Raw genomic sequence first — 26428 nt, 5'->3', positions numbered from 1 at the left:
GACGATGGGCGCACCATGGGTGCGGAGGATCGGCATGCGCATCAGCTTCATCGGTGCTGCACGGGAGGTGACCGGCTCCTGCTTCCTCGTCGAAGCCGGCGGCGCGCGTTTCCTGGTGGACTGCGGCATGCACCAGGGCGGGCGCGAAGCGCGCGAGCGCAACCTCGCCCCGTGGCCGTTCGCGCCCGAGGACATCGACTTCGTGCTGCTGACGCATGCGCACATCGACCACAGCGGCCTGCTGCCCCGCCTGTGCGCGCTGGGCTTCCGCGGGCCGGTGCACACGACGACGGCGACGGCCGACCTGCTGTCGGTGATGCTGCTGGACAGCGCCTTCATCCAGGAGTCCGAGTGGACACGCGCGCAGCGCGGCAACCGCCGCCAGCGCCAGCGCCAGGCCGCGGCCGCCGAGCTGCTGTACACCGTGGCGCAGGCCCAGGCCTGCCTGGAGCAGCTGGAAGGGGCGGCCTACGACACCGAGGTCCGGCCGCACGCCTCGGTGCGCTGCCGCTTCCGCGATGCCGGCCACATCCTGGGGTCGGCCATCGTCGAGGTGTGGATCACCGATGCGGGCCGCACCCGCAAGCTCGTGTTCTCCGGCGACATCGGGCAGCCGGGGCGGCCCATCGTGCGCGATCCGACGCCCATCGCCGAGGCCGAGGTGCTGGTGGTCGAGTCGACCTACGGCAACCGACTGCACCGCCCGCTGGACGCGACCATCGACGAGCTGGTGCAGGTGATCGACGACACGCTGAAGCGCCGGCAGGGCAACATCGTCATCCCGGCGTTTGCGCTCGGGCGCACGCAGGAGCTGCTCTTCCTGCTGGCGCAGCTGCGGCGCGAAGGGCGGCTGCCGCCGATGCAGGTCTTCGTGGACTCACCGATGGCCGACAAGGTCACCGCCATCACGCTGAAGCACCCGGAGTTCCTCGACGACGAGACGCGCGAGATGCTGTCGCTGCGGCGCGCGCCGCCCGCGGGGCTGAGCCTGCGCTTCACCCGCAGCGTCGACGAATCGATGGCGCTCAACCAGGTCAAGGCCGGGGCGATCATCGTCGCGGCCAGCGGCATGTGCGACGCAGGCCGCATCAAGCACCACCTGCGCCACAACCTCGGCCGGCCCGAATGCGCGATCATCATCATCGGCTTCCAGGCCGAAGGCACGCTGGGGCGGCGGCTGGTCGACGGCCAGAAGCACGTGCGCCTGTTCGGCGAGGAGCACGCGGTGCGGGCCAGCGTGCACACCATCGGCGGGCTGTCGGCCCATGGCGACCGCGACGCGCTGCTGGGCTGGCTGGGCCGCTTCACCACACCGCCGCAGCGGACCTTCGTCGTGCACGGCGAGGAGGCCACCGCCTGCGGCTTCGCGCAGGCCATCGCCGAACGGTTTGGCTGGCGTGCGGAGGCGCCCGTGCCCGGCAGCCGCTTCGAGCTGTGAGCCTTGCGAGGGCGCCGGCCCTTCAGCCGCGCTGCGCGGCGGGGAGGTGGTGCGACGGCGCCGCGAGGTGCATGCGCATGTAGGCCCGTGCCGTGTCGCCGTCGCGCTGCTCGATGGCGCGGAAGATGCCTTCGTGCGCCGCCGGATCGTGGCCGTCGTCGCCCGTGGCGCTCAGGATGCGGGCGAGGATGTGCCCGTAGTGCGGGTTGTGCGTCGCACGCGCCACCGCCAGGTGGAAGGCGATGTCGCCGCCCGTGGCCTCCAATGCCGCCTTCATCGCGGCCAGGTCGTCGGTGGTGCGCCGTCGCGCCGCCAGCACCGCGGCCTCGCTCTCGAAGCCCGCGCGCAGTTCGTGCAGCCGCACGCGGTCTGCGCCCGCCGCAAGGATCGGTAGCGGCATGCCGGCCTCCTGCGGCTCGACGACGAGGGTGCCCACGCCCCGCACCGAGCGCACCAGGCCGGTGGCCTGCAGCTTGGAGACGGCCTCCCGCACGACGGTGCGGCTGGCGCCGAACTCCTGCGACAGCAGGCGTTCGGTCAGCCGGCTGCCGGGCGGCAGGCGGCCGTCGCGCAGCCGCCTGGCCAGCTCGCCGTACAGCTGCGCCGGCCTCGTGGCGCGGTCGGGCGGAAAGGGCCCTTGCGGCGGCATGGCGGCGGTGCGGCGAGACCGTTGCGCCAGTCAGTCGACGGTGATGTTCCCGGACTCGATCACCTTCTTCCAGCGTGCGTATTCCTGCTGCTGGAAGGCGGCGAACTCCGCCGGCGTGCTGGCGACGATCTCGAAGCCGAGCGAGGTGAACTGCTGCTGCACCTGCGGGTCCTTCAGGGCGGCAGCCACCGCGGCGTAGGCCTGGTCGCGCACGTCGGCCGGCAAGCCCTTGGGTGCCACCATCGCCTGCCACGAGTACACGTCGACGCCCTTCACGCCGGCCTCGGCGACCGTCAGCACGTCGGGCAGCACCGGCGAACGCTTGCTGCCGGTGACGGCCAGCGCCTTCAGCTTGCCGGCCTTGACGTGCTGCACCACCGCGTTGACGTTCTGGAACGAGGCGTCGACCTGCCCGCCGAGCAGGTCGGTGATGGCCGGGGCGCCGCCCTTGTAGGGCACGTGCAGGCCGCTGGTGCCCGTCTGCTGCCAGAACAGCGCCGCGGTCAGGTGGTCGCTCGAGCCGTTGCCCGACGACGCGAAGGTCATCTTGCCCGGGTGGGCCTTCTGGAAGGCGATGACGTCGGCCACCGTCTTGTGCGGCGACGACGCGGGCACGACGAGCACGTTGGGCGCCTGGACCGCGACGGTGATGGGATCGAAATCCTTCAGCGCCTCGTAGGGCAGCGACTTCATCAGGTGCGGCGCGATGACCAGCGGCCCGAGGGAGGTGACCAGGAAGGTGTAGCCGTCGGCCGGCGAACGCTTGACCTGCGTGGCGCCGATGGTGCCGGTGGCGCCGGCCTTGTTGTCGACGATGAACTGCTGGCCCAGCTTCTCGCTGGCCTTGCCGGCGATGGCGCGCGCGACGGCGTCGGTGGAGCCGCCGGGCGGGAACGGCACGACGATGTTCACGGGCTTCGTCGGCCAGGTCTGCGCGTGCACGGCGGCGGCGAAGGTCAAACCCACGGCGAGGGTGGAAATCAGCTTGTTCATGGCGTGTCCTGGGTCGAAAGGATCGTCTCGGGCGTCGATTGTTAACGATACCTTCGTGTTAGCGCAATCAATCCAGCCTAGGGGTTAGCCCGGGGTGCTGCCGGTGGCGCAGCGGCTGCGGCCCGGCCGCATAGACTGCCTGCCACCCCCGGCACGACCGCTTCCACCCGATGGCACGCCCCCCTCGCAAGCCCGCAGACCCCGGCCCGGCCGAAACGCCCCCGCCCGGCCGGCGGCACCGCAGCCGCGGCGGCATGACGCTGAGCGAGCTGGCGCAGATCGCCGGGGTCTCGCCGATGAGCGCCTCGCGCGCGCTCAACGCCCCGGCGCTGGTCTCGCCAGCCATCCTCGCGAAGGTGCAGGCGGCCGTCGCGTCCACCGGCTACGTGGCCAACCGGGTCGCCGGCGGACTGGCCTCGCGGCGCAGCCGGCTGGTCGCCGCGGTGCTGCCTTCGCTGGCCGGCTCGGTGTTCGAGCCGATGGTGCAGTCGCTGTTCGTGGCGCTCGCGCAGTCCGACTACCAGCTGCTGCTGGGCCAGAGCGGCTACGGCGTCCAGCAGGACCACCGCTTCCTCGAAGCCCTGATCGGCCGGCGGCCCGACGGGCTGGTGCTGTGCGGCGTGGTGCCTTCCGCGGAAGGCGCGCGGCAACTCGCCGCCGCGCGCCTGCCGGTGGTCGAGACCTGGGACATGGTGGCCTCGCCGATCGACATGGTCGTCGGCTTCTCGCACGAGAGCATCGCGCGCGCGGTGGCCGAGCACCTGCTGCGCCACGGCCACCGGCAGTTCGCGTTCGTCGGCGGCGACCACGAACGCGCGCGACGGCGCGGCAAGGCGTTCGCCTCGGCGATCCAGGCCGGCGGCAAGAGCCGCAACGAGCCGGTGTCCATCGTGCTGGAGACCGCGCCCACGCCGGGCACCGTGCGGGGCGGCCGCGAAGCGCTGCGGCGCATCCTTGCGCGGCAGCCGAAGACCAGCGCAGTGTTCTGCAGCTCCGACATGCTGGCGCTGGGCATGGTGACCGAAGCCCAGGCCCGCGGCATCGCGGTGCCGGGGCAGATCGCGATCGTCGGCTTCGGCGACGCGTCGTTCTCGGCCGACATCCGCCCGGCGCTGACCACGGTGCGGGTCGACAGCGAGGCCATCGGGCGCAAGGCGGCGCACTGCATCGTCGAGCGTGCCGAGGGGCGCGAGGTGGCCAACGCCGTCGTCGACGTGGGATTCAGCCTCATCGTCCGGGAAACGGCTTAGTGTGAACACGGTAGGTAGAAATGCGCATTCTTCGGCGCATCGCCGCCCGTACCATCTTGCCTAGATTGGTAGCGCTACCAGTTCCGTCGCCCGGCGCCGCACGTGCTGGTGGGCCGCGGGACGCAGCGCCAGAACAGGTCATCACGTGCCGCGCACCACCATCCGCTCGATCGACTGCCTGAAGCTCCGGCTGCCCTTCCGCCATGGCGCGGAGCCGCCGCTGTTCGCCGGCCGCCCCCGCACCACGCTCGACAGCGTCCTGGTCCGCGTCGAGCTGGACAACGGCGCCGTCGGCTGGGGCGAGGCCTACGGCGGCGAGCTGGATGCGCTGGCCGCCGTCCTCGCCCACCGCGTCGCCCCGCTCGCCTGCGGCCGCGATGCCCTCGAACCCGGCCTCACGCCGGCGCTGGAGCGCACGCTGCACAACCTCGGCCGATCCGGCGTGCTGCTGCATGCGCTGAGCGGGCTGGACATCGCGCTGTGGGACCTCCGCGGCAAGCTCGAGGGCGTACCGCTGCATGCGCTGCTGGGCGGCGCCAAGCGCCAGCGCATCCCGGCCTACGCGTCGCTGCTGCAGTACTACGGCGATGCCGGCCTCGTGGCCTGCCATACCGCGCGTGCGCTGGAAGACGGCTTCGGCCGGGTGAAGCTGCACGAGCGGACAGCCGCAGCGGTGGCGGCAGCACGCCGGGCGCTCGGGCCCGGCCTGCCGCTGATGGTCGATACCAACTGCGCCTGGCAGCTCGACGAGGCGGTCCGCACGGTGCGCGAGATGGCGCCCTTCGATCCGCTGTGGATCGAGGAGCCGCTCTGGCCGCCGGAGGACGGCGGCTCGCTCGCCGCGCTGCGGGCGGCCACCGGCATCCCGGTCGCCGTCGGCGAGAACGCCAGCAGCCTGTTCGAGCTGCAATCGCTGGTCGCGAACGCGGGGGTGGACTACCTGCAGCCCAGCGCGATCAAGTGCGGCGGCGTCACCGCGCTGTGGCAGCTCGCCCGGCAGTGCGAGGGCACCGCCGTGCGGTTCTCGCCGCAATCGGCTTTCTTCGGCCCCGGTTTCCTCGCCACGCTGCACGTGCTGGCGGCGCAGGAGGCCGAATGCGCCGTGGAGCGCCTGTACTGCGAGCTGGGCGCGGTGCCCTACGGCACCGCGGTGCCGCTGCAGCGAGGGCACTTCACCCTCACCGACCGCCCCGGCCTGGGCGCCGATCCCGAGCCCGCGCTGATCGACGGCCCCTTCGTGAGCCGGCCATGAACCCGCAGCGCCGAAAGACAGCGATGGACACCTTGCGCAGACGACACTTCCTGATCCAGGCCGGCGCCCTGCCGGCCGCCCTGTCGCTGGCGGCGGCCGGGCCGGCGTGGGCGCAGGCCACGGCCTCGCGCGTCATCGTGCCGTATGCGCCCGGCGCCGCCACCGACGCGCTCGCGCGCCTGATGGCCCAGGCGCTGGAAGGCGCCCTCGGCGGCACCTTCATCGTCGAGAACAAGGCCGGCGGCGGCACGCAGATCGGCACCAAGGCCATCGCCACGGCCCCCCCCGACGGCCACACGCTCGGCTTCGTCGACACCGCCTTCGTGATCAACCCGGGGCTGTTCGGCAAAAGCCTGCCCTACGACACGCGGCAGGACTTCGTGCCCCTGTCGCTGATGGCCACGGCGCCCTTCGTGCTGCTGGTGCACCACAGCGTGCGCGCCGCATCGGTGCAGGAACTGGTCGCGCTGGCGAAGTCGAAACCCGACGGCCTCAACTACGGCTCCGCCGGGATCGGCAGCGCGCCCCACCTCGCCGGCGAGCAGCTGCGCGTGGCCGCCGGCATCCCCGCCACCCACGTCCCCTACCGCGGGGGCTCGACGGTGCTGAACGACATGATCGCGGGCCACATCGACTTCGGCTTCACCACGGTGCCCACGATGATCGAGCACATCCGCGCGGGCACGCTGCGGGCGCTGGCCGTGACGGGGCCGGTGCGGGCGGCCCAGCTGCCGCAGGTGCCCACCATGGCCGAGGCCGGGCTGTCCAGCGTCGATGCGTCGCCGCTCTTTGGCCTCGTTGCGCCGGCCGGCATGCCGGCCGAGCGACTCCAGCAGATCGGCCAGGCCGCCTCGTCGGCCGTGAAGGCCGGCCCGCTGAACAGCAAGCTCACCGGCATGGGGTTCATCCCGGTCGGCAGCACGCCGGCGGAGTTCAAGGCGCGCATTGAGGCCGAGATCGACAAGTGGAGCCGCGTCATCGCGGAGGGGCGCATCAAGCCCAACACCTGAGGCCCGGACGGGGCGCGGGCGGGTCACACCAAGTGCGCGAACCGGCACCACGATCCGGCACAACGCACCGATGAAGAAACGCAAAACAACGCACTTTTAGGGATTTAGTTTCATATTTAGGCACATTTGCCGACATCGAGAATGCTTCCTGGAAGCGGGCCCTGGGGGTTCGCCGGCTGACCTCCTGGATCGCAGTCCCGATGAAACCATTCCCCAGGCCGGCGCGGCCCCTGATCGAAGAGCTCGAAGCGCGGGTTCTCTACTCCGCCGACTTCGCACCGGCCCACCTCCAGGCCGCCACGGCCGAGCACCGCAGCCTCGATGCCGCCACCCGCACCGGCGCCATGCCTGCCGAAGCCCGGCCGCACGAAGTGGTGTTTGTCGACGAGCGCGTCGCCGACCCCGACGGCCAGGTGGCGATACTCGCCGCACAGCGCGGCGACGGCGTCGACCTCGACGTGGTCACCATCGAGGCCGGCGAAGACGGCAGCGAGCGCATCGCCGAAGTGCTGGCGCAGCAGCCGCGCGGCACGGGGTGGCACGTGATCGGCCACCCCGGCGAAGGCGGCGTGCAACTCGGCACCCGCGGCGTGGGCAGCCTGGCGCAGGCCACGTCGATCGGGCCCGTGCGGGAGGCCGCGACCGACCTCGTCTTCATCGACGCCGGCGTGGACGACGCAGAGCAGCTGCTGGCCGACATCACCCGGCAGGCGGCCGACGGGCGGCGCATCGAAGCCATCGTGCTCGACGGCCGCCGCGACGGCATCGCGCAGGTCACCGAAGCCCTGGCCGGCCGCAGCGGCGTCGGCGCCCTGCACTTCCTGACCCACGGCGGCGCCGGCCGGCTGATCGTCGGCAATGGCGTGCTCGACGCGGTCGCGCTGCAGCAGCGTGCCGGCGAGATCGCCGGCTGGCGCAGCGCCCTGGCGGACGACGCCGACCTGCTGGTCTACGGCTGCGACGTCGCCGAAGGCGCCGCCGGGCGCGCGTTCGTCAAGACCCTGGCCGAACTGACAGGCGCCGACGTGGCCGCCTCCGACAACCGCACCGGCGCGGTCACGCGTGGCGGCGACTGGACGCTGGAGATGCACACCGGCCGCATCGAAGCTGAGCTCGCCTTCGGGATGCAGGTGCAGGCGCAGTGGCAGGGCGTGCTCGCCACCTACACGGTGACCAGCACCGCCGACACCAACACCAGCGGCACGCTGCGCTGGGCCATCCATCAGGCCAACGGCAACGCCGGCACCGACACCATCCACTTCAACATCGCCGGCACCGGGGTGCACACCATCACCTTGTCTTCGGCCCTGCCCACCCTCACCGGCACGGTGGTCCTCGACGCCAGCACCGACGACAGCTTTGCGGCCAACGGCAGCCGCCCGGCCATCATCCTGGACGGCGACAACCTCAATGCCGACGGGTTGCAGCTGGCGTCGGGCTCCGGCGGCAGCACCGTCCGCGGCCTGGTAATCCGCAACTTCCGGGGCGACGGCATCCAGATCGACGCCGGCTCCGACGGCAACACCATCGCGGGCAACTACATCGGCAGCCTGGGCAACAGTGGCAACGCGCAAGGCACGGGCAACCGCGATGCCGGCATCTATGTCTTGAGCGGCAACAACACCATCGGGGGAACGACCGCCGCGGACCGCAACGTCCTGTCCGGCAATGCCAACGGGCTTTTCATCGAAGGCGCCTCCGCCACCGGCAACCAGATCATTGGCAACCACATCGGCACCAACCTGGCAGGCACCGCCGCCATCGCCAACACCTACGACGGCGTGCATCTGGCGGGCGGCGCCAGCGCGAACACCATCGGCGGCGCGAACGCCAACCAGCGCAACATCATCTCGGGCAACGGCGACGACGGCATCCTGATCAACGGCGAGGCCAGCGACGGCAACATCGTCAAGGGCAACTGGATCGGGGTGGGCGCCGACGGCGCGGCGGTGCTGGGCAACGGCGGCGACGGCATCTACCTCGAGGACGGCCCGGACAACACCGTGATCGGCGGGCCTACCACGGGCGAGGGCAACTGGGTCGCCGCCGCGGGCCGCGTCGGCATCGAACTCGATGGCGCCTCCAGCGGCACGCTGGTCCAGGGCAACCGCATCGGCACCGACCTGGCCGGCACCGCCAACTGGGGGACGCAGCAAAACGGCATCCTGCTCGAGGACGGTTCGGCCCCCATCAGCGGACCGGCCAACAACCAGATCCTGGACAACATCGTGGCCTTCAGCGGCCAGGGCGGCGTCTACACCGTCGCCATCCAGGCGTACAACACCACCGGCACCGGCAACACCTTGTCGCGCAACCTCGTGTACGGCAGCGCCGGGCTGGGCATCGACCTGGGCGCCAACGGCGTCACGGCCAACGACGCCGGCGACGGCGACACCGGCGTCAACAACCTGCAGAACTTCCCGGTGCTGACGCTGGCCCGCACGGACGAGGCCGGCCAGGTGACGGTGGCCGGCACGCTCAACAGCACCGCCAACAGCTACTTCCGCATCGAGTTCTTCGCCTCCGCCAGCGGCAACAGCAGCGGCTACGGCCTGGGGGAGATCTACCTGGGCCATGCCGACGTGGCGACCAACGCCTCGGGCAATGCCAGCATCGCGGCCACGCTCAACGGCGTGGCCATGCCGGCGGGCTACGTGGTCTCGGCCACCGCCACCCGGGCCACGAGCGCTGCCTACACCGCGTTCACCGACACCTCGGAGTTCGCCAAGAACGTGGTGGCGATCTCCAGCACCCAGGCGGTGCTGGTCGTCGACACCAACGCCGACACGGTGAACGGCGACACCACCAGCATCTCCACGCTGCTCGCCAGCAAGGGGGCCGACGGGCTCATCTCGCTGCGCGAGGCCATCACGGCCATCAACAACACGCCCGCCGGCAGCCTGCCCACGCAGATCGACTTCGCCATTGCCGGCAGCGGCGTGCACACCATCACGCTGGGCTCGGCGCTGCCGGCGATCACGCGGCCCGTGGTCATCGACGGCACGACCGACACCGCCAGCGTGACCGGCAACGGTGGACGGCCAGCCATCGTGCTCAATGGCAACGGCCAGAACGTCGATGGCCTGACACTGACCTCCACCGCCGGCGGCTCCACCATCCGCGGCTTGGTGGTCCGCAACTTCTTCGGCGCGGCCATCTACATCGACGCAGGCTCGGACGGCAACACCATCGCCGGCAACTACCTGGGTGCGGTCGATGCCACGGGCAACCTGGCGGCAGCAGTCAACGGGTCCTACACGGTGTACATCAGGGGGGCCAACAACACCGTGGGCGGCAGCACCGCCGCAGACCGCAACGTGCTGGGCACCAACGGAGACGGTAATACGTACGGCCTGATCATCTCGGGCGCGACCGCCAACGGCAACCAGATCCTGGGCAACTACATCGGCATCGGTGCCGACGGCGTCACGGCGTTCAGCGGCGTACAGGACGGAATCACCGTGTTCGACGGCGCCTCCAACCGCATCGAAGGCAACGTGATCGCAGCCGACGGCGACCACGGCGTGTACATCAACACCTCGGGCAGCGGCACGGTGGTGCACAACAACCTGATCGGCACCAATGCGGCCGGCACCGCCGTGGTCAGTGCACCCATCAACGGGATCCGTGCAGTGCAGGTGGGCGTCGGCACCGTCATCACAAACAACGTGATCGCGGGTGCCAGCGCGTCCGGCATCCGCCTGGACGCATCGGCCAGCGGTGTCACCGTGCAGGGCAACCGCATCGGCACCGACGCGGCCGGCACGGCCAACTGGGGTGCGCAACAGAACGGCATTCAGGTGGCCAGCAGCAACAACCTGATCGGCGGCACCGGCGGGGGCCGGGGCAACATCGTCGCCCACAGCAACCAGGCCGCGTCCACCTACGACGGCATCGCGGTGAGCGGCGGCACCGGCAACGCCATCCTGGGCAACCGCATCTACGGCACGGTGGCCGGCACCAGCGGCCTGGGCATCGACCTGGGCACCAGCGGCGCCACGGCCAACGACGCGGGCGACGCCGACACCGGCGCCAACAACCTGCAGAACTTCGCGGTGCTCACGCAGGCGAGCACCGACAGCACGAACAGCGTGAACGTCGCCGGCACGCTCAACAGCACGGCCAACAGCTTCTTCCGCATCGAGTTCTTCGCCAGTGCCACCGCCAACGCCAGCGGCCACGGCGAGGGCCAGATCTACCTCGGTTACGTCAACGTCGCCACCAACGCCTCCGGCAACGCCAGCTTCTCGGCCACGCTCACCGGCCTGGCCGTGCCTGCGGGTCACGTCGTCTCGGCCACGACCACCCGGTCCGACAGCAGCTACGCGAGCTTCACCGACACCTCGGAGTTCTCCGCCGCGCTGACCATCGCCGAAGCCAACGCCGCGCCCGTGCTGACACCTTCCAGCCCGGCATTGGCGGCGATCAACGAGGATGCAACGGCCAATGCTGGCCAGACGGTCGCCTCGTTCCTGGGCAGCAGCGTGAGCGACGCCAACACCGCCGCATTGGAAGGGATTGCGCTGACGGCGCTGAGCAGCGGCAACGGCACCTGGCAGTACTCCACCAACGGTGGCAGCACCTGGACGGCGGTGGGTGCCGTCAGCAACAGCTCGGCCCTGCTGTTGCGCGCCACCGACCTCGTGCGCTTCGTGCCCGACGGACAGAACGCCACCACCGCCTCGATCACCTACCGCGCCTGGGACCAGACCAGCGGCGCGGCCGGCAGCAAGGTGAGCACCACCACCAACGGCGGCACCACGGCGTTCAGCACGGCCAGCGACACGGCCTCGATCACCGTGACCGCCGTCAACGACGCGCCGGTGCTCACACCCGCAGCGCCTTCGCTGGTCACCATCGACGAGAACGCCACCGGCAACAGCGGCCAGACCGTGGCTTCCATCGTCGGCGCGTCGATCACCGACGTGGACACCGGCGCCATACAGGGCATCGCGATCACCGCGGCCGCCGAAGGCAACGGCACCTGGCAGTACTCGACCGACGGCGGCGGCAGTTGGACGGACGTGGGCGCCGTGAGCGACAGCGCCGCGCTGCTGCTGCGCGACACCGACCGCGTGCGCTTCGTGCCCGACGGCGCCAACGGCACCACCGGCTCGCTCACCTACCGTGCCTGGGACCGGACCAGCGGCAGCGCCGGCAGCAAGGTCACGACCGCATCGAACGGCGGCACCACCGCGTTCAGCACGGCCACGGACACCGCCACGATCACCGTCACGGCCGTCAACGACGCGCCGGTGGCCACGGCCACGGGCGGCACCACCGGCTACACCGAGAACGCCCCGGCCGCGGCCGTCGACGCCGGCTTGACGCTGGACGACGTCGACAGCGCGCAGTTCCACGGCGCCATCGTCCGCATCAGTGCGAACTACGCCAACGGCCAGGACGTGCTCGGCTTCACCAACCAGAACGGCATCACGGGGAGCTGGGATGCCTCGACCGGAACGTTGACGCTGACCGGCACCGCCACGCTGGCGCAGTACCAGGCCGCGCTGCGCAGCGTCAGCTACGCCAACAGCAGCGAGGCGCCCGGCACGGCGATGCGCACGGTGAGCTTCCGTGTCACCGACGGCGCGGCCTGGAGCGCAGACACCACGCGCGGCGTGGCGGTCACCTCGGTCAACGATGCGCCGAATGGCACGACCAAGACCGTCACCACGCTCGAAGACACGGCCTACACCTTCACCGTCGCAGACTTCGGCTTTGGCGACGTGGATGGCAACAGCCTGCAGGGCGTCAGGATCACGACGCCCCCCGGGACTGGCAGCCTCACCTTGAACGGCGTGACCGTTTCGGCCGGCCAAACGATCAGCACCGCCGACATCACCGCCGGCAACCTGAAGTTCAACCCCGCGGCCGATGCCAATGGCACCGGCTACGCCAGCTTCACCTTCCAGGTCCAGGACGCCGGCGGCACCGCCAATGGCGGCGCCGACACCGATCCGACACCGCGCACGATGACGGTCGATGTCACGTCCGTCAACGACGCGCCGCTGCTGGCGCCGGCGGCTCCCGCCCTGGCGCCGATCACCGAGGACGACGTCGGCAACGGCGGGCAGACGGTGGCTTCGTTCATCGGCACATCGATCACCGACGTCGATGCGGGCGGGCAGGTCGGCATCGCGATCACCGGGGCCGATGCCGGCAACGGCGCCTGGCAGGTCTCGATCGACCACGGCGCGACATGGCAGGCGCTCGGGCCCGTCAGCGACAGCGCCGCCCTGCTGCTGCGCGGCAGCGACCTGATCCGGTTCGAGCCCGACACGAAGAACGGCACCGACGCATCGTTCACCTACCGCGCTTGGGACGGCAGCAGCGGCACCGCCGGCCACAAGGTCGACGCCACCCTGCACGGCGGCAGCACGGTCTTCAGCGACGCCGCCGACCAGGCGTCGATCTCGGTCGTGCATGTCAACGATGCACCGGCCACTGGCGGCATCGTGATCGACGTGGCCGAAGGCGGCAGCCACGTCTTCACGGTGGCCACGTTCAACTTCATCGACCCTGTCGACACGCCGGCCCACGCGCTCGCCGCCGTCACCTTCACCTCGCTGGCCACGGCAGGCACGATCACGCTGTCCGGCGTGGCGATCACCGCGGGGCAGACGGTCTCGGCGGCGGACATCGCCGCCGGGCTGCTGCGCTACACCCCTGCCGCGGGCGGCCACGGCGAGCCCTACGCCACCTTCACGGTGCAATTGCACGACGACGGCGGCACGGCCCACGGCGGTGTCGACACCGACCCGGTGCCGCGCACGGCGACGATCAACGTCGGCGCCGTCAACGACGCCCCGGTCATCACCAGCCACGGCGGCGGCAGCAGCGCCTCCGCCAGCGTGGCCGAGAACACCATGGCCGTCGCGACGGTCACCGCGGCCGATCCCGACGGCCCCTCGCTCACCTACTCGATCAGCGGCGGCGCCGACGGCGGCCTGTTCACGATCGACGGCGTGACCGGTGCGCTGTCGTTCATCACGGCACCGGACTTCGAGGCACCCGCCGACGCGGGAAGGAACAACGTCTACGACGTCATCGTGCAGGTCAGCGACGGCACGCTGACCGATACGCAGGCCATCGCCGTGACGGTCACGCCGGTCAACGACAACGATCCGGTGATCACCAGCCTGGGCGGCGGCGCCACCGCGGCGGCCAGCGTCGCGGAGAACACGGCCGCCGTGGCCACGGTAGCGGCCACCGATGCCGACCTGCCCGCGCAGTCGCTCGGCTACGCGATCGTCGGCGGCGCCGACCAGGCACGCTTGCGCATCGATGCGGCAACCGGCGCCCTGTCGTTCATCAGCGCGCCAGACCACGAAGCGCCCGGCGATGCCGATGGCGACAACGTCTACGAGGTGATCGTCCAGGCCACCGACGGCGCACGCACGGCCACGCAGGCGATCTCGATCAGCGTGACCGACGTCGACGACACCGCGCCGGTCGTCGGCGCCAGCGGCGGCATCGTCGCCCATGTCGAGAACGCAGCACCGGTGCCGATCGACCCCGGCCTGACGGTGAGCGATGCCGACAGCGGCACGCTGGCCGGCGCGACGGTGCGCATCAGCACGAACTACGTTGCCGGCCAGGATCGGCTGGCCTTCGTCGACCAGAACGGCATCACCGGCCATTGGGATGCCGCCACCGGCACGCTCACGCTCAGCGGCACGGCCACGCTGGCGCACTACCAGGCCGCATTGCGCAGCGTCGCCTATGCCAACACGAGCGACAGCCCCAGCACGCTCGTGCGCACGGTGGCGTTCAGCGCCCACGATGGCAGCGCGCACAGCACCGAGGCCACACGGCAGGTGCAGGTGATCGCGGTGAACGACGCACCGCAGGGCCGTGACGGCATGCTGGCGATCCCGGCCGAGGGGCGTGCCTTCACGCGGGAGGATTTCGGCTTCAGGGACCCGGTCGACCTGCCCGCCCACCACCTGCTCGCGGTCGTCGTCGACCGGTTGCCGGCCACCGGGCGCCTCACCCTCGGCGGGCAGGCCGTCGGCGTGGGCACGGCCGTGACGGCGGCGGACCTGGATGCGGGCCGCCTCGTCTACACCGCCGTCCCGGGCCAGGACGCCGTGCTGGGCTTCCGTGTGCAGGACGACGGGGGCACGGCCTGGGGCGGCGCCGACACGGATCCGCAGGCCCGCAGCCTGGTGCTGCGGGCACCGGCCGCAAACCAGGCGCCGGTGGTCGCGCATGCGCAGTTCGCGGTCGCGCAAGGCGAGGCGGTGCTGCTCTCCGCAACGGAGATCGTGGCGAGCGACCCGGACGGCGCCTTCGAGGACTTGTCGTTCACGGTCTTCCAGGTCCGGCATGGCCGCTTCGAACTGCTGGATGCGCCCGGCGAGGCGGTCACCACCTTCACCGCACGGCAGCTGACCGCCGGCAGCGTGCGGTTCGTGCAGGACGGCTCCGCCGAGGCGCCCGGCTTCCTCATCGTCGCGCATGACGGGCAGGTCGATTCGTCGCCGACCGCGGGTGCGGTCAGCTTCCGTGCGGCGCCGCCCTCGCCGCCGCCGGCGCCCGAACCGGCGCCCGAACCCGCACCGGCCCTGCCGCCGCCGGCCTGGCCGCCGGTCGATCCCGGCGCCTCCGCACCGCCACCGCTGCCGCCCGCGCCCGACCCCGCGCTGTCCCCCGCGCCGCCGGCCGAAACCGGCGCTCCCGCCGCACCATCGGCCCCGGTTCCCGAGGCCACGCTGCCGCCCGCCCTGCCGCCGCCGGCCGCCGCGCCGCGGCCCGCAGGCGCGGACAACGGCGCCCGGGGCGAACCGGCCGCCTCACGCTGGCGCGACGGCATCCTGCGCGACAGCGTGGCGCAGCTCCAGGGGCTGCTGGACGGCGTCGCCAGCGACGGCATGCTCGCCTTGTTCGACACCACGCCGGTACCGCCGCTCTTCGCGGTGCAGATCGACGGCGCCTCCGCGCGGGGATCGCTCGCGCCGGGCGACGGCGGCCGGGCCGATGCCCCGTCGGACGGCGCCTCGGCGCCCGAGCTCGACACGCTGCAGGTCGGGCTGCAGGCCAGCTACGTGGCGATGTCGACCGGGCTGCTGTGGTGGGCCAGCCGTGCAGGCGGCCTGGTCGCGAGCATGCTGGCCACCACGCCGAGCTGGCGCCACCTCGACCCGCTGCCGATCCTGGGCGAGGACGAGGAAGAGCACGACGGCACCGATCCGACGGCCGACGACCCGGACCCCGATTCCGCCCAGGCGATGGCGGCCGAAGCGCTGTTCGACGCCGACGACTGACGCAGGCGGCGAGCGCGCACGGTCACAATCCGCGGACCATGGAGTTTTCTTCTTTGGAAATCCTCGTCGCCGCGATCGAGGAAAAAAGCCTGTCGCGCGCGGCCGAGCGCATGCACCTCGTGACCTCCGCTGCCAGCAAGCGCATCGCCGAGCTGGAGCGCCGCCTCGGCACGCAGCTGCTGCACCGCCACGGCCGCGGCGTGGAGCCCACGCCCGCCGGCGCGATGCTCTACCAGCAGGCCAAGGTGATCCTGCGCAACATCGCGCAGGCGCGCAGCTCGCTCGCCTCGTTCTCGGCCAGCGGCGTGCCCCAGATCCGGCTGGTGGCCAACCTGTCGGCGGTGCAGCAGTTCCTGCCGAGGGAGATCAGCACCTTCTCGCGCATCAGCGACGACGCGCGCGTCGACCTCACCGAGGCCTACAGCTACGACGTGCCGCGCAGGGTCGCCGACGACGAGGCCCACATCGGCATCTACCACGCGGCCCACCCCGCCTCGGGCGTGGTCTCGATGCCGTACCGGCGCGACCGCTCGGGCCTCGTCGTGCCGGCGGGGCATCCGCTCGCGTCGCGCCCGCAGGTGCGGCTGGAGGAGGCGCTGGACTACGACTTCCTCGGCTACTTCCCGCGCCACAGCCTGGAGGAGTTCCTGCTGCTGGCCGGCCCGACGCTCTCGAGGCCGCTGCGCGTGCGTGCGCAGGTCTCCAACCCCGAGGCCCGCTGCAACCTCGTGCGCGAGGGCCTGGGGCTGGCCATCGTGCCGATCGGGATCGCGCGCCACTACGAGGCGTCGATGGGCCTCGTGGTGATCCCGCTGGAAGACCCCTGGGCGCTGCGGCAGCTCTGGGTCTGCGTGCGCGACATCCAGAAGCTCTCCGCGCCGGCACGCGCCTTCCTCGACCACCTGCAGGCCGGCGACAAGGGCTGAGCGGTCGCCGGGCCGCGCATGAACGGGAAACGGAGCTTTTCCGAAAATTCAAAGCTCGTGCCGCCCCGGTTCCTAGACTGCCCCTGTACCGCGATGCCGCCTCGACGCGCGCACGCTTCACCGCAGGAGACATGACCGTGGCCCTTCACTCCCCCTCCCGGCGCAATGCGCTGCGCCTGCTCGGCGCCGCTGTGCCCGCCGGCCTCTCGTTCGCCGCCCCCAGCGCCCGCGCGGCCGACGCCTACCCCTCGCGCATGATCCGCGTGATCGTGCCCTTCACGCCCGGCGGCGGGACCGACATGGTCGGCCGCGCGCTGATCGACGACATGTCGCGCGAGCTGGGCCAGCCGATGATCATCGACAACAAGCCGGGCGCCGGCACGGTGATCGGCTCGGACATGGTCGCCAAGGCGCCGCCCGACGGCTACACGCTGCTGCTGACCACCTCGGCGCTCGCGATCAACGATTCGCTCGTCAAGAAGCTGCCCTACGACACCCAGAAGAACTTCACCGGCGTGGGCCTCATCTGCAGCGGCCCCAACGTGCTGGTCACGCACCCGGGCAGCCCGTACAAGACGGTGCAGGACGTCATCCAGGCCGCCAAGGCCAACCCCGGCAAGCTGAACTACGGCTCGTCGGGCAACGGCTCGGCGGTGCACCTGGCCGGCGAACTCTTCAAGAACCTGGCCAAGATCGACCTCACCCACGTGCCGTACCGCGGCGCCGGCCCGGCCTACAACGACCTGATGGGCGGCCAGATCGACCTGGTCTTCGGCACCGCCGGCGGCGTGGCCAAGCTGGTCGACGGCGGCAAGATGCGCGCGATCGCCGTCACCTCGGCCAAGCGCACGCCGGCCTATGAAGGCGTGCCGACCATCGGCGAAACGGTGCCGGGCTACGAGGCCGAAGTGTGGTATGCCCTCTTTGCGCCGGCCGGCACGCCGCCCGAGGCGCTGAACCGGCTGAACGCCGCGCTGCGCAAGGCGGCCGAGGCGCCTGCGTACCGCGCCCGCCTGGTCAACGAAGGCCTCAACGTCGCGGTGAACTCGCCCCAGGACATGACGCGCTTCCTGCGCGCCGAGGAAGCACGCTGGCGCAAGGTGGTCGTCGAGGGCAACGTCAGCGTGGACTGAAGGCCCCGCCCCCGGTCAAGACAGAACACAGCCATCCAGGACACCCATGACAAGCAAGAGACTCGAAGGCAAGGTCGCCGTCATCGTCGGCGCCGGCCAGCAGCCGGGCGGCACGCTCGGCAACGGCCGCGCCACGGCCGAGCGCTTCGCGCAGGAAGGCGCCACGCTGCTGCTGGTGGACATCAACCCCGAATGGGCCGACGACACGCTGGCCGCCGTCCGGCCGCACGGCCATCCGGCTTCCACGCTGCGCGCCGACATCACGCAGGAGGCGGACTGCGCGGCGCTCGTCGCGGCCTGCATCGAGCGCTACGGTCGCATCGACGTGCTGCACAACAACGTCGGCCGCTCCAAGGGCGACAAGAAGACCGCGGAGATGGACGCCGACGCCTGGGACGCGCTGATGGCCATGAACCTCAAGGGCATGTTCATGACCTGCAAGCATGCGCTGCCGCACATGGTGGCGCAGCGCTCGGGCAGCATCATCAACATCTCGTCCACCTCCGCGCTGGCCGGCCGCCAGACCGTCGCCTACAAGACCAGCAAGGGCGCGGTGAACACGCTGACCCAGCACATCGCGTTCGAGAACGCGCCGCACGGCGTGCGCGCCAACGTGGTCCTGCCCGGGCTGATCGACACGCCGATGGCGATCGAGCGCCGCGCGCAGGAACGCGGGGTGCCGCGCGAGGTGGTGCGCGCGGAGCGCGACGCGATGGTGCCGATGGGCCGCATGGGCAGCGCCTGGGACGTCGCCAACGCCGCGGTGTTCCTCGCGTCCGATGAGGCGAAATACATCACCGGCGTGGTCCTGCCCGTCGACGGCGGGCTGCTGCTGAAGCGGGGGTAGCCGATGGACCTGCAACTCGACGGCAAGCATGTGGTGGTCACCGGCGCGAGCCGCGGCATCGGGCTCGCCTGCGTGCGCGCCTTCCTCGACGAAGGGGCCCGCGTGAGCCTCGTGGCCCGCGGCGCCGAGGGGCTGCAGCAGGCCATCGGCACGCTCGATGCGGCGCAGCGCGGGCGCGCCGCCGCCTTTCCGGCCGACCTGCAGGACGCCGAGGCCGCCGCGGCGGCGCTCGACGCGGCCGAGCAACGCTTCGGCCCGCTGGACGTGCTGGTCAACAGCGCGGGCGCGGCGCGCCGCATGCCGGCCGCCGAGCTGACGCCTGCCGCCTGGCGCGCCGCGATGGACGCCAAGTACTTCACCTACATCCACATGCTGGACCCGGCGGTCAAGCGCATGGCTGCGCGCGGCGCCGGCGCCGTCGTCAACGTGATCGGCATGGGCGGCAAGGTGGGCAACCCGGTGCACCTGGCCGGCGGCTCCGCCAACGCGGCGCTGATGCTGGCCAGCGCCGGCCTGGCGGCAGCCTATGCCCGCAGCGGCGTGCGCGTGAACGGCATCAACCCCGGCCCCGTGCTGACCGAGCGGCTGGCCGAACGCATCGAGGCCGACCGCCGGCTGGCCGCGTCCGAAGGCCGTCCGCCGCCCCCGGACCCCGGCGCCCTGCTGCCGCTCGGCCGCGTGGCGCAACCCGAGGAGATCGCCGCGGTGGCCGTGTTCCTCGCCTCGCCGCGCGCGAGCTACGTCAATGGCGCCATCGTGCCGATGGACGGCGCCAACACCCCCCTGATCTGACCGCCCGCCCCATGCGCATCGCCCCCATTCCGCCCGGCACCCGCCCGGACCTCGCCGAGCTCGAAGCCGGCATCACCGCCCAGCGCGGCCGCGTCTCCCCGCTCTACCAGGTGCTGCTCAACAGCCCGCCCATGGCACAGGGCTGGGAGCGCATGCTCACCGCCGTGCGCCGGCACAACACCTTGCCGGAGGACGTGCGCGAACTCGTCATCGTGCGGGTCGCGGTGCTGAACCGGGCGCGCTTCGAGTACGACGCCCACGTGCCGATCGCGCTGGCGGCGGGCGCCACGCAGGCCAAGATCGACGCGCTGGCCGATCCGGCGACGATCGGGCCGGGCCTCACGGCGGCGGAGCAGGCGCTGATCCGCCTGACCGACACGATGACCCGCGACATCGAGGTGCCGCAGGCGCTGTACGACGAGGTGCGCCGGCACTGCGACGAACGGCAGGTGGTCGACGCGCTGGTGACCATCGGCGCCTACAACATGGTCTCGCGCTTCCTGGTGGCCTTGCAGATCGGGCATTGAGGCAGGCCGGGCGATGGACGCCCGGTTTGGTCGTCTGACAGAATAATGTTCTACTTCACAGAACATACTTCCGTCACGACGATGCCCACGACCACCGCCCTCCCGCCTTCCGTCCTGATCAGCGAAGTCGGCCCGCGCGACGGGCTGCAGAGCGTGTCCCGGACGATGCCGACGGCCGCCAAGCTCGCGTGGATCGATGCCCTCCACGGCGCCGGCCTGCGCGAGATCGAGGTCTGCTCCTTCGTCCCGGCCAAGCTGCTGCCGCAGATGGCGGACGCGGCCGAGGTCGTGCGCCATGCGCTGGGCAAGCCCGGCCTGACGGTGATGGCCCTGGTGCCCAACCTGCGCGGCGCCGAAGCAGCCCTGGCGGCAGGCGTGCACAAGCTGACCCTGCCGGTGTCGGCCAGCGCCGCCCACTCGCTGGCCAACGTGCGCAAGACGCGCGAGCAGATGATCGAGGAGATCCGCAACATCGCCGCGCTGCGCGACGAGCGCGCGCCCGGCGTGAAGATCGAGGCCGGCATCTCCACCGCCTTCGGCTGCACGATCCAGGGCGCCGTCGCCGAGGACGACGTGATCTGGATGGCCGAGCAGGCCATCGCGGCGGGCGCCGACGAATCGGGGCTGTCGGACACCACCGGCATGGCCAACCCCGCACAGGTGCAGCGCCTGTTCAAACGGCTGCGCGCCGCGCTCGGCGAGCATGCCGGGGCCGCGCACATGCACAACACGCGTGGCCTTGGCCTCGCGAACTGCCTGGCCGCCTACGAGGCCGGCGTGCGCACCTTCGACGCCTCGCAGGGCGGGCTGGGCGGCTGCCCGTATGCGCCCGGCGCATCCGGCAACGTGGTGACCGAGGACCTCGTCTTCATGTTCGAGTCGATGGGTGTGGACACCGGCGTGGACCTCGGCCGCCTGGCGGCGGGGCGCGCGGCGCTGGCGAACGGGCTGCCGGGCGAGCCGCTCTACGGCATGACGCCCGAAGCCGGCCTGACCAAGGGCTTCGTCTACGCCAACGGCCGGCGGCCGGCGACGGAGCGCCTGCTGGCGCCGCTCGCCCCGTAGACGGCCAAGAGGGCGGCACCCCTCGGGGGCCGCCCTGCACAGGGGTCAACGCGCGTGCTTACGGACGCTGGTTCTTCTGGCCCTGCGACGGATCCTGCTGGCCGGGGTTCTGGTTGCCGCCCTGCTGTCCGCCCTGCTGGCCGCCCTGGCGCCCGCCTTGGTCATCCTGCTGCTGACCAGGACGCGATTGCTGGTCCTGCTGCTGGCCGGGCTTCGGGTTGTTGCCCTGGCCGGGTTGGTTGCTTTGCTGGTTCTGCATGGCTGTCTCCGGATGCGCGGCGCGACCTTGCGCCGCCTTCCAAATCTAGGACCGGGTGCCCGCGGCGGCCGTAGGCTGCAGGGCGCAGGGGCTGTAGGACGTCCGCTGAGATACACCTTGCATCGCCCGGCTTCCCGGATACTCGCGGTGCAGGCGGCCGATCCCCCGCCCCGCAGCTTCCCATGCGCAACGCCCTCGACTTCACTTCCTGGCAGGCCCTGGTGTCCACCGTGCTGGGACTGGCCCTGGTCTCGCTGGTCGCCGTCGGCGTCCGGCTGCTGGTGATGCACACCGTGCAGCAGCGGCGCGAGCGGGAGAACCGCCAGATCAACGAACGTCTGAAGACCCTGATAGCGGCCTACAAGACGCTGGGCAGCTCCTTCACCGGCCAGTTGGCGGTCGACCCCCGGCACCTGCGCGAGCTGCGCCAGCTGCCGCCCGATGCGGCGGCCGGTGGCGGCGGCTCCGACCGTGCGCGCCGCGTGCGCGACGCGGTCGAGGCGGCGCTGTCCGACGTCATCCTGCTGGGCACCGACGAGCAAGTGCGGCTGGCGGTCCACGCCGCCCAGGAGATGGTCGCGGGCCGGCCGGTGGAAACGGCCGCCCTGGTGGCCTCGCTGCGCCAGTTCATCCGCGAGGTGCTGGAGCTGGCGCCCATCCCCGCATCACTCCAGGTGCCCAAGCAGGGTCCGCTGAGGCTCGGCGGGACGGGCGGCAAGGGCGGTGCCGCGGGCCAGGGGGGCGGCAACCGGGGCGGGCGCGCGGGAGCGGACGGCGGCGGGGGCTTGGGCATGGCGTGGGGCGCGGGGCTGGCCAGCCGGCCGGGCGACCCCTCCCCCGGCCCGGACACCGGCGACCCGGCCGCGGGGCGCTGAGGCGCGCAGTTCGTTGCCCTGCCGCGGCAGAAGCGCAACGCCATCGTTGTGGCCGACTCCGCCGGGAAGTGGCTCCGGAAAGCGGGGACGTGAAAGTCCATGCGCCCTACGACGCCGCCGCGCTCAGCCGGAAGCCCGGCTTGTCTGGACAACCCCGCAATGCCCCGGCGCCGAGGTAACCTCGGCTCGTGCAAACCCAGCCCTCCCCTCCTTCTGCGTCGAAAGCCGTCGCACCGTTGCCGCTGGTCGCCGTGCTGACCCTCGTATGGGGCACCAACTGGCCGCTGTTCGCGATGGCGGTGCAGGAGGTCTCCGTATGGACCTTCCGCGCCGTCAGCGTCGTGATCTCGGGCGTGCTGCTGCTCCTGTGGAGCCACAGCCGCGGCGAGTCGCTGCGCATTCCGCGCCGCTACTGGCTGACCACGGCCTCGGCCGCGCTCGTCTACCTCGGCGTGTGGAACGTCGCCAGCACCTACGCGGCGGTGCTCATCCCGTCCGGGCAGGCCGCGGTGCTCGGCTTCACGATGCCCTTGTGGGCGGCCATGGGGGCACATCTGTTCCTGCGCCAGCGGCTCGACCGGCGGGCGCTGGCCGCACTGGCGCTGGGGGGATCGGGCGTTCTGCTGCTGGGGTTGATCGGCTGGGACAACCGCCTGTCGACCCAGCTGGGCTTTGCGCTCGGCTTGCTGGCTGCGATCGGCTGGGCCTGCGGGACCCTGCTGCTCAAGCGTTTCCCGGTCCCGGTCAGCAGCACGGTGCTCACCGGGTGGCAACTGCTGTGCATCGGCGTTCCGCTGGGCACGGTCGCCCTGGCCCTGGGCAACCGCGAGTGGTTCGTGCCCTCCTGGCCGAGCCTGGCGGTGATCGGCTACATCAGCATCGTGCCCATGGCCATCGGCAACGCCGCGTGGTTCACGATCGTTCGCAAGGTGCCGGCCCATGTGGCCGCGTTGAGCCCCGTGCTCGTGCCGGTCGTGGCCATGGTGACCGGTGCCGTCGTCGACGGCGATCCGCTGGGGCGCTACGAATGCCTGGCCATGCTGCTGTGCGTGTCGGGCGTGGCGCTGAACCTGAAGCCGCGGCGCTGACGGCAGCAAGGCGCGGGCTTCAGCACATCGACGCGGCGCGCCCTTGCGGGGCGCGCCGCGCGGCAAGCCACCGCGAGGTCAGGCGGCGGACGGAGCGCCAATGCGCCGCCGCGACCGGATGACCACGCCAACCAGCCCGAGGCCCGCCAGCAGCAGAGACAGCTGGCCCGGCTCCGGCACGGCCGCCATGAACTCGGCCTGCGCGAAGTTCGAGGCATCGCCCCGCAGCGCGTTGGCCTCGCTCGCCAGCAGCAAGCTGAACATGCCGGTGCCCGCGCCAGGGAGGGTCAAATTCAGGACGTACGGGCCGTCGTCCCCCGTGAGCACCACATCGGCGTACGTCGTGCCTTCGAAGGTCAGCTTGAAGAACAGGGACGCATCCGAGAATTGCCCCGCGTCGGTGAAGTTCTGCTCGAGCAGATCGATCTTGAACGCCACCGCCCCCACGCCGGTCATGCTGAACATGCCCTCGAAGAACGCCGTGCCCACGGCACTCACCGCTTCGCTGGCGCTGCTCGCTTCGGCCTGCGCCACCAGCAACCCGCCGCCCGCGAAGCCCGAGGCGGACGCGAAGTCCGCGCCGCTGATGGCCACCGCGGTGCTGATCAACGGTGGCGTGTCCAGCGGACTCGCCTTCGAATCCACGTCGGCCACGGCCCCCGCGACCGCCACCGCATCGCTCGCGAACGAGCTGCTCGTGTAGGGGCCAGGCGCAGCGTGTGCGCCCAGTGCCGCACACGCCAGCAGCGCGGCGGCGATCGTCGTTCTCAACGTCTTCATGAGCGCCGCCCCTCTACTTCACGACCTTGACGACAGCGGCCGCGCTGATGGGCCACTGCATGCCGTAGCGGTTGAAATGTCCGGTCACCGTGAACGACACGTCGCCGGCCTGCAGGCTGCTCAGCTGGGCCTTGTTGAACGTCACCACCAGGGACCGGCCGTCGGCCGTGTAGGCGGTGGACACCGCAGGCGCACCAGCCGCCGAGATGCCCGTGACGCTCCATTCGCGCAGATCGGCGCCCGCAGGCACGCTGATCACCGCCGTGACGAGGCCCGCGGTCGTGCGCAGGTTCAAGACGCCCGGCACCACCTGCAGGGTGGGCGCCGGCGGCGTGGTGCGCGCGTACACGCGGTTGCCGCTTTCATCCCGCCCCCACCGGGAGAACCACTCGGTCCAGATCCGCCGTGCATCAGGAACGGTGTTGTTGTGCTCGCGACCGTACGCCGTGGTGTCGGCGAACATCGGGATGCCTTCCGGGGTGTACCACGTGGTCGTTTCGAACTTGTTGCCCGGGTAGGCGGGCGTGTTGGGGTAGATCAGGTACTGGATCGGGTTGTCGTACCTGGCGGGCAGGTCGAACGGATCCGTGACGATGCCATTGGGGGCCTCGAAATTGTTGCGGCGCAGCCAGTTCGTCCTGTTGCCGGTGGGGCTCACGGAGTCGTACTCGCCGTAGATCGCGTACATCGGCGCCGGCGGCGTGCCCGCCGCGAAGTTGCGCGCCACGCCGGCCATGACCGCATAGGCCGTGAACAGGTCCGGATCCCGCTCGGACAGGAAGTTCGTCATCCCGCCGCCCTGCGAGTGCCCGACGGCGTAGACCCGCTTCGGGTCGAAATATTGGCCATGCTTGGCCTTCATTTCTTCCATCACCGCAAGCACGAACTGGTAGTCGGCCTCGTTGATGCTCCACGTCGTCGTGACGCCGTTGTTCGAGGTGTGCTCGCCGGGCATGACGATGGTGAAGCCGTAGGTGTCGGCCAGCTCGACGAACTGGCTGGCCTCGAAGAAGTTGAAGGCGTTGTTGCCGTTGCCGCCGAATGCGTAGATCACCGGGGCGCCGTTGGGATAGGCCTTTTTGTCCTTCACCTTCGCGGGCACGTAGGCGATGTAGTGGCGCTTGACGTTCCTGCCGTTCTCCATGCGCCACATGTCCACCACTTCGACGCCGAGCTTCTGGTAATTGGACCGGAAGCCCAGCGCATTGCTCCACGCCGACGAGTTCGTGTAGCGCGTGTAGGTCGTGAGGCTGTCGTACACCTGCTGCGTGACGCGCGGGTCAACGTAGTTGACGTTGGCATTCAGCACCGACACCCGCGAGACCACGTTGCTCACGCCGGTGGCGATGGCCTTCGAATTCACCTTGTTCTGCGTGCAGACGTCGCTTCCCAGCGCGCCGGCGCCGGGCGTCACGGTGAAGCCGCATTCGTTGGCGGACTTCCAGTAGTTGATCGCGCTCTGCGACGTGCTCGTGCCGAAGAGGTCGGTGGGCACCGGGATGTCCTTCTTCTTGACGCACTGGAAGGTCCTGCCGCACGGCACGCCCGCACCCGGGGCGCTCACGCCCGGTGCTTCCGAGGTCAGCGCCGTCTGCCCGCTGGGCACGTAGAAGTATTCGCCCGCGGCAGCCAGGGTGGCCCCGTCCAGCGAGGAATCGAAGTAGGCCTGGCTGATCACGAACAGGGGGTTCTCGCCGGCCCATTGCTGCAGGATGTCCCCGCCGTTGCCGTACCCGGCGAGATAGAACACGCCGTGGACGGAGTACCACCTGCGGCCCGAGGTGTAGCCGTCGAGCACCCGCCCCAGGTAGCCCTGCTCCTGCGCGTAGGAGCCCCATTGGGCGCCGTCCGGCATCAGGATGATCAGCGACATGCGCCTGGCCTCGGCAACGTCGACCCACCCGCTGTTCACGAGGAAGTCCTCGACGTTCGTGCCGTTCGGCAGCGCGATCGCCAGGAAGTAGTCCCGCACGAACGCGCCCTGGGGAATATAGAACCTCGCCTTCCGACCGGCCGCGGCGCCGGTGGTGTAGGTCTCTTCGAAGTACCCGGTGTAGGGCAGGTAGTTGCCTCTCGCTGCCCTCTCCTCGACGTCCGTTGGCGAGGGCAGCGCATTGGCGTCCCGCATCGAAGCTCTGAGATCTGCCGCAGTGACGGCAAAGGCCAAGGAACTGCTCATGAACAGCGTCATGAACATGATGAACGATAGAACGCGGTGATGCACTCCGTGCATTGTCGTCTCCTCTTGGTGGAATCGAAAAAGCTCGAGCGCCTG

At 71.1% G+C, this 26428-nt stretch carries 18 protein-coding genes; 13 read left to right on the top strand and 5 right to left on the bottom strand.

Going from position 1 to position 26428, the window contains the following annotated elements; genetic code table 11:
* The first annotated feature begins 34 nt into the window (after positions 1-34).
* Positions 35-1438 carry an MBL fold metallo-hydrolase gene (locus tag V4F39_RS17520; RefSeq protein WP_332291021.1) on the top strand — a complete coding sequence of 468 codons (1404 nt, stop codon included), beginning with the start codon at positions 35-37 and terminating at the stop codon, positions 1436-1438.
* Between the two features lie 22 nt (positions 1439-1460).
* Here V4F39_RS17520 and V4F39_RS17515 read toward each other — a convergent pair whose 3' ends face one another.
* Complete coding sequence (locus tag V4F39_RS17515; protein ID WP_332291020.1) at positions 1461-2087, bottom strand: FadR/GntR family transcriptional regulator; 627 nt, start codon at positions 2085-2087, stop codon at positions 1461-1463.
* 30 nt (positions 2088-2117) lie between these two features.
* Entirely contained in the window at positions 2118-3080 is a 963-nt protein-coding gene (locus tag V4F39_RS17510) for a Bug family tripartite tricarboxylate transporter substrate binding protein (RefSeq protein WP_332291018.1), read from the bottom strand.
* Between the two features lie 170 nt (positions 3081-3250).
* Here V4F39_RS17510 and V4F39_RS17505 point away from each other — a divergent pair, with 170 nt between their 5' ends.
* From V4F39_RS17505 to V4F39_RS17460, 10 genes are all read left to right on the top strand, one after another.
* Positions 3251-4330: a LacI family DNA-binding transcriptional regulator gene (locus tag V4F39_RS17505; RefSeq protein ID WP_332291017.1), complete on the top strand. Its 1080-nt coding sequence runs from the start codon at positions 3251-3253 to the stop codon at positions 4328-4330.
* A gap of 145 nt (positions 4331-4475) precedes the next feature.
* The gene (locus V4F39_RS17500) at positions 4476-5582 is read left to right on the top strand and encodes a mandelate racemase/muconate lactonizing enzyme family protein (protein ID WP_332291016.1); all 1107 of its coding nucleotides are present in this window, start codon (positions 4476-4478) and stop codon (positions 5580-5582) included.
* Between the two features lie 32 nt (positions 5583-5614).
* Positions 5615-6592, top strand: a complete 978-nt coding sequence (locus V4F39_RS17495) for a tripartite tricarboxylate transporter substrate binding protein (RefSeq protein ID WP_332291015.1) — start codon at positions 5615-5617, stop codon at positions 6590-6592.
* A 200-nt stretch (positions 6593-6792) separates the two neighbouring features.
* Positions 6793-15861, top strand: coding sequence for a DUF4347 domain-containing protein (locus tag V4F39_RS17490; protein ID WP_332291014.1), 9069 nt, complete (start codon positions 6793-6795; stop codon positions 15859-15861).
* 38 nt (positions 15862-15899) lie between these two features.
* A complete protein-coding gene (locus V4F39_RS17485) occupies positions 15900-16787 on the top strand; it encodes a LysR family transcriptional regulator (RefSeq protein WP_332291013.1) in 888 nt (295 codons plus the stop codon).
* A gap of 131 nt (positions 16788-16918) precedes the next feature.
* On the top strand, positions 16919-17920 hold the full coding sequence (locus V4F39_RS17480; protein WP_378234985.1) for a tripartite tricarboxylate transporter substrate binding protein: 1002 nt from the start codon (positions 16919-16921) through the stop codon (positions 17918-17920).
* Positions 17921-17966: 46 nt separating this feature from the next.
* Positions 17967-18767 (top strand): SDR family NAD(P)-dependent oxidoreductase, encoded by an 801-nt coding sequence (locus V4F39_RS17475; RefSeq protein WP_332291012.1) that lies wholly within the window; start codon positions 17967-17969, stop codon positions 18765-18767.
* Between the two features lie 3 nt (positions 18768-18770).
* Positions 18771-19559 carry an SDR family oxidoreductase gene (locus tag V4F39_RS17470; protein WP_332291011.1) on the top strand — a complete coding sequence of 263 codons (789 nt, stop codon included), beginning with the start codon at positions 18771-18773 and terminating at the stop codon, positions 19557-19559.
* An 11-nt stretch (positions 19560-19570) separates the two neighbouring features.
* The gene (locus V4F39_RS17465; protein ID WP_332291009.1) at positions 19571-20086 is read left to right on the top strand and encodes a carboxymuconolactone decarboxylase family protein; all 516 of its coding nucleotides are present in this window, start codon (positions 19571-19573) and stop codon (positions 20084-20086) included.
* Between the two features lie 81 nt (positions 20087-20167).
* Positions 20168-21151: a hydroxymethylglutaryl-CoA lyase gene (locus V4F39_RS17460; protein ID WP_332291007.1), complete on the top strand. Its 984-nt coding sequence runs from the start codon at positions 20168-20170 to the stop codon at positions 21149-21151.
* Between the two features lie 58 nt (positions 21152-21209).
* On the opposite strand, the gene V4F39_RS17455 is transcribed toward V4F39_RS17460, so the two are convergent.
* Positions 21210-21410 carry a hypothetical protein gene (locus tag V4F39_RS17455; protein ID WP_332291005.1) on the bottom strand — a complete coding sequence of 67 codons (201 nt, stop codon included), beginning with the start codon at positions 21408-21410 and terminating at the stop codon, positions 21210-21212.
* Between the two features lie 182 nt (positions 21411-21592).
* Here V4F39_RS17455 and V4F39_RS17450 point away from each other — a divergent pair, with 182 nt between their 5' ends.
* Positions 21593-22285: a hypothetical protein gene (locus V4F39_RS17450; RefSeq protein ID WP_332291004.1), complete on the top strand. Its 693-nt coding sequence runs from the start codon at positions 21593-21595 to the stop codon at positions 22283-22285.
* Between the two features lie 251 nt (positions 22286-22536).
* Complete coding sequence (locus tag V4F39_RS17445) at positions 22537-23373, top strand: DMT family transporter (protein ID WP_332291003.1); 837 nt, start codon at positions 22537-22539, stop codon at positions 23371-23373.
* A 78-nt stretch (positions 23374-23451) separates the two neighbouring features.
* On the opposite strand, the gene V4F39_RS17440 is transcribed toward V4F39_RS17445, so the two are convergent.
* Both V4F39_RS17440 and V4F39_RS17435 read right to left on the bottom strand, forming a co-directional pair.
* Positions 23452-24153 carry a PEP-CTERM sorting domain-containing protein gene (locus V4F39_RS17440; RefSeq protein ID WP_332291002.1) on the bottom strand — a complete coding sequence of 234 codons (702 nt, stop codon included), beginning with the start codon at positions 24151-24153 and terminating at the stop codon, positions 23452-23454.
* Between the two features lie 13 nt (positions 24154-24166).
* Positions 24167-26386, bottom strand: a complete 2220-nt coding sequence (locus V4F39_RS17435) for a CE1 family esterase (RefSeq protein WP_332291001.1) — start codon at positions 26384-26386, stop codon at positions 24167-24169.
* Positions 26387-26428 lie beyond the last annotated feature (42 nt).

The organism is Aquincola agrisoli (assembly GCF_036621135.1).
Classification (GTDB): Bacteria; Pseudomonadota; Gammaproteobacteria; order Burkholderiales; family Burkholderiaceae_C; genus Aquincola; species Aquincola agrisoli.
Note: the sequence above shows the minus strand (reverse complement) of the source record. Positions and strands in the feature narration are given on the sequence as shown.

Bases quoted from the DNA above. Each gene is read 5' to 3' on its own strand.
- V4F39_RS17520 (WP_332291021.1), top strand. From the start codon at position 35: ATGCGCATCAGCTTCATCGGTGCTGCACGGGAGGTGACCGGCTCCTGC.
- V4F39_RS17515 (WP_332291020.1), bottom strand. From the start codon at position 2,087: ATGCCGCCGCAAGGGCCCTTTCCGCCCGACCGCGCCACGAGGCCGGCG.
- V4F39_RS17510 (WP_332291018.1), bottom strand. From the start codon at position 3,080: ATGAACAAGCTGATTTCCACCCTCGCCGTGGGTTTGACCTTCGCCGCC.
- V4F39_RS17505 (WP_332291017.1), top strand. From the start codon at position 3,251: ATGGCACGCCCCCCTCGCAAGCCCGCAGACCCCGGCCCGGCCGAAACG.
- V4F39_RS17490 (WP_332291014.1), top strand. From the start codon at position 6,793: ATGAAACCATTCCCCAGGCCGGCGCGGCCCCTGATCGAAGAGCTCGAA.
- V4F39_RS17485 (WP_332291013.1), top strand. From the start codon at position 15,900: ATGGAGTTTTCTTCTTTGGAAATCCTCGTCGCCGCGATCGAGGAAAAA.
- V4F39_RS17480 (WP_378234985.1), top strand. From the start codon at position 16,919: ATGACCGTGGCCCTTCACTCCCCCTCCCGGCGCAATGCGCTGCGCCTG.
- V4F39_RS17475 (WP_332291012.1), top strand. From the start codon at position 17,967: ATGACAAGCAAGAGACTCGAAGGCAAGGTCGCCGTCATCGTCGGCGCC.
- V4F39_RS17470 (WP_332291011.1), top strand. From the start codon at position 18,771: ATGGACCTGCAACTCGACGGCAAGCATGTGGTGGTCACCGGCGCGAGC.
- V4F39_RS17465 (WP_332291009.1), top strand. From the start codon at position 19,571: ATGCGCATCGCCCCCATTCCGCCCGGCACCCGCCCGGACCTCGCCGAG.
- V4F39_RS17460 (WP_332291007.1), top strand. From the start codon at position 20,168: ATGCCCACGACCACCGCCCTCCCGCCTTCCGTCCTGATCAGCGAAGTC.
- V4F39_RS17455 (WP_332291005.1), bottom strand. From the start codon at position 21,410: ATGCAGAACCAGCAAAGCAACCAACCCGGCCAGGGCAACAACCCGAAG.
- V4F39_RS17450 (WP_332291004.1), top strand. From the start codon at position 21,593: ATGCGCAACGCCCTCGACTTCACTTCCTGGCAGGCCCTGGTGTCCACC.
- V4F39_RS17440 (WP_332291002.1), bottom strand. From the start codon at position 24,153: ATGAAGACGTTGAGAACGACGATCGCCGCCGCGCTGCTGGCGTGTGCG.
- V4F39_RS17435 (WP_332291001.1), bottom strand. From the start codon at position 26,386: ATGCACGGAGTGCATCACCGCGTTCTATCGTTCATCATGTTCATGACG.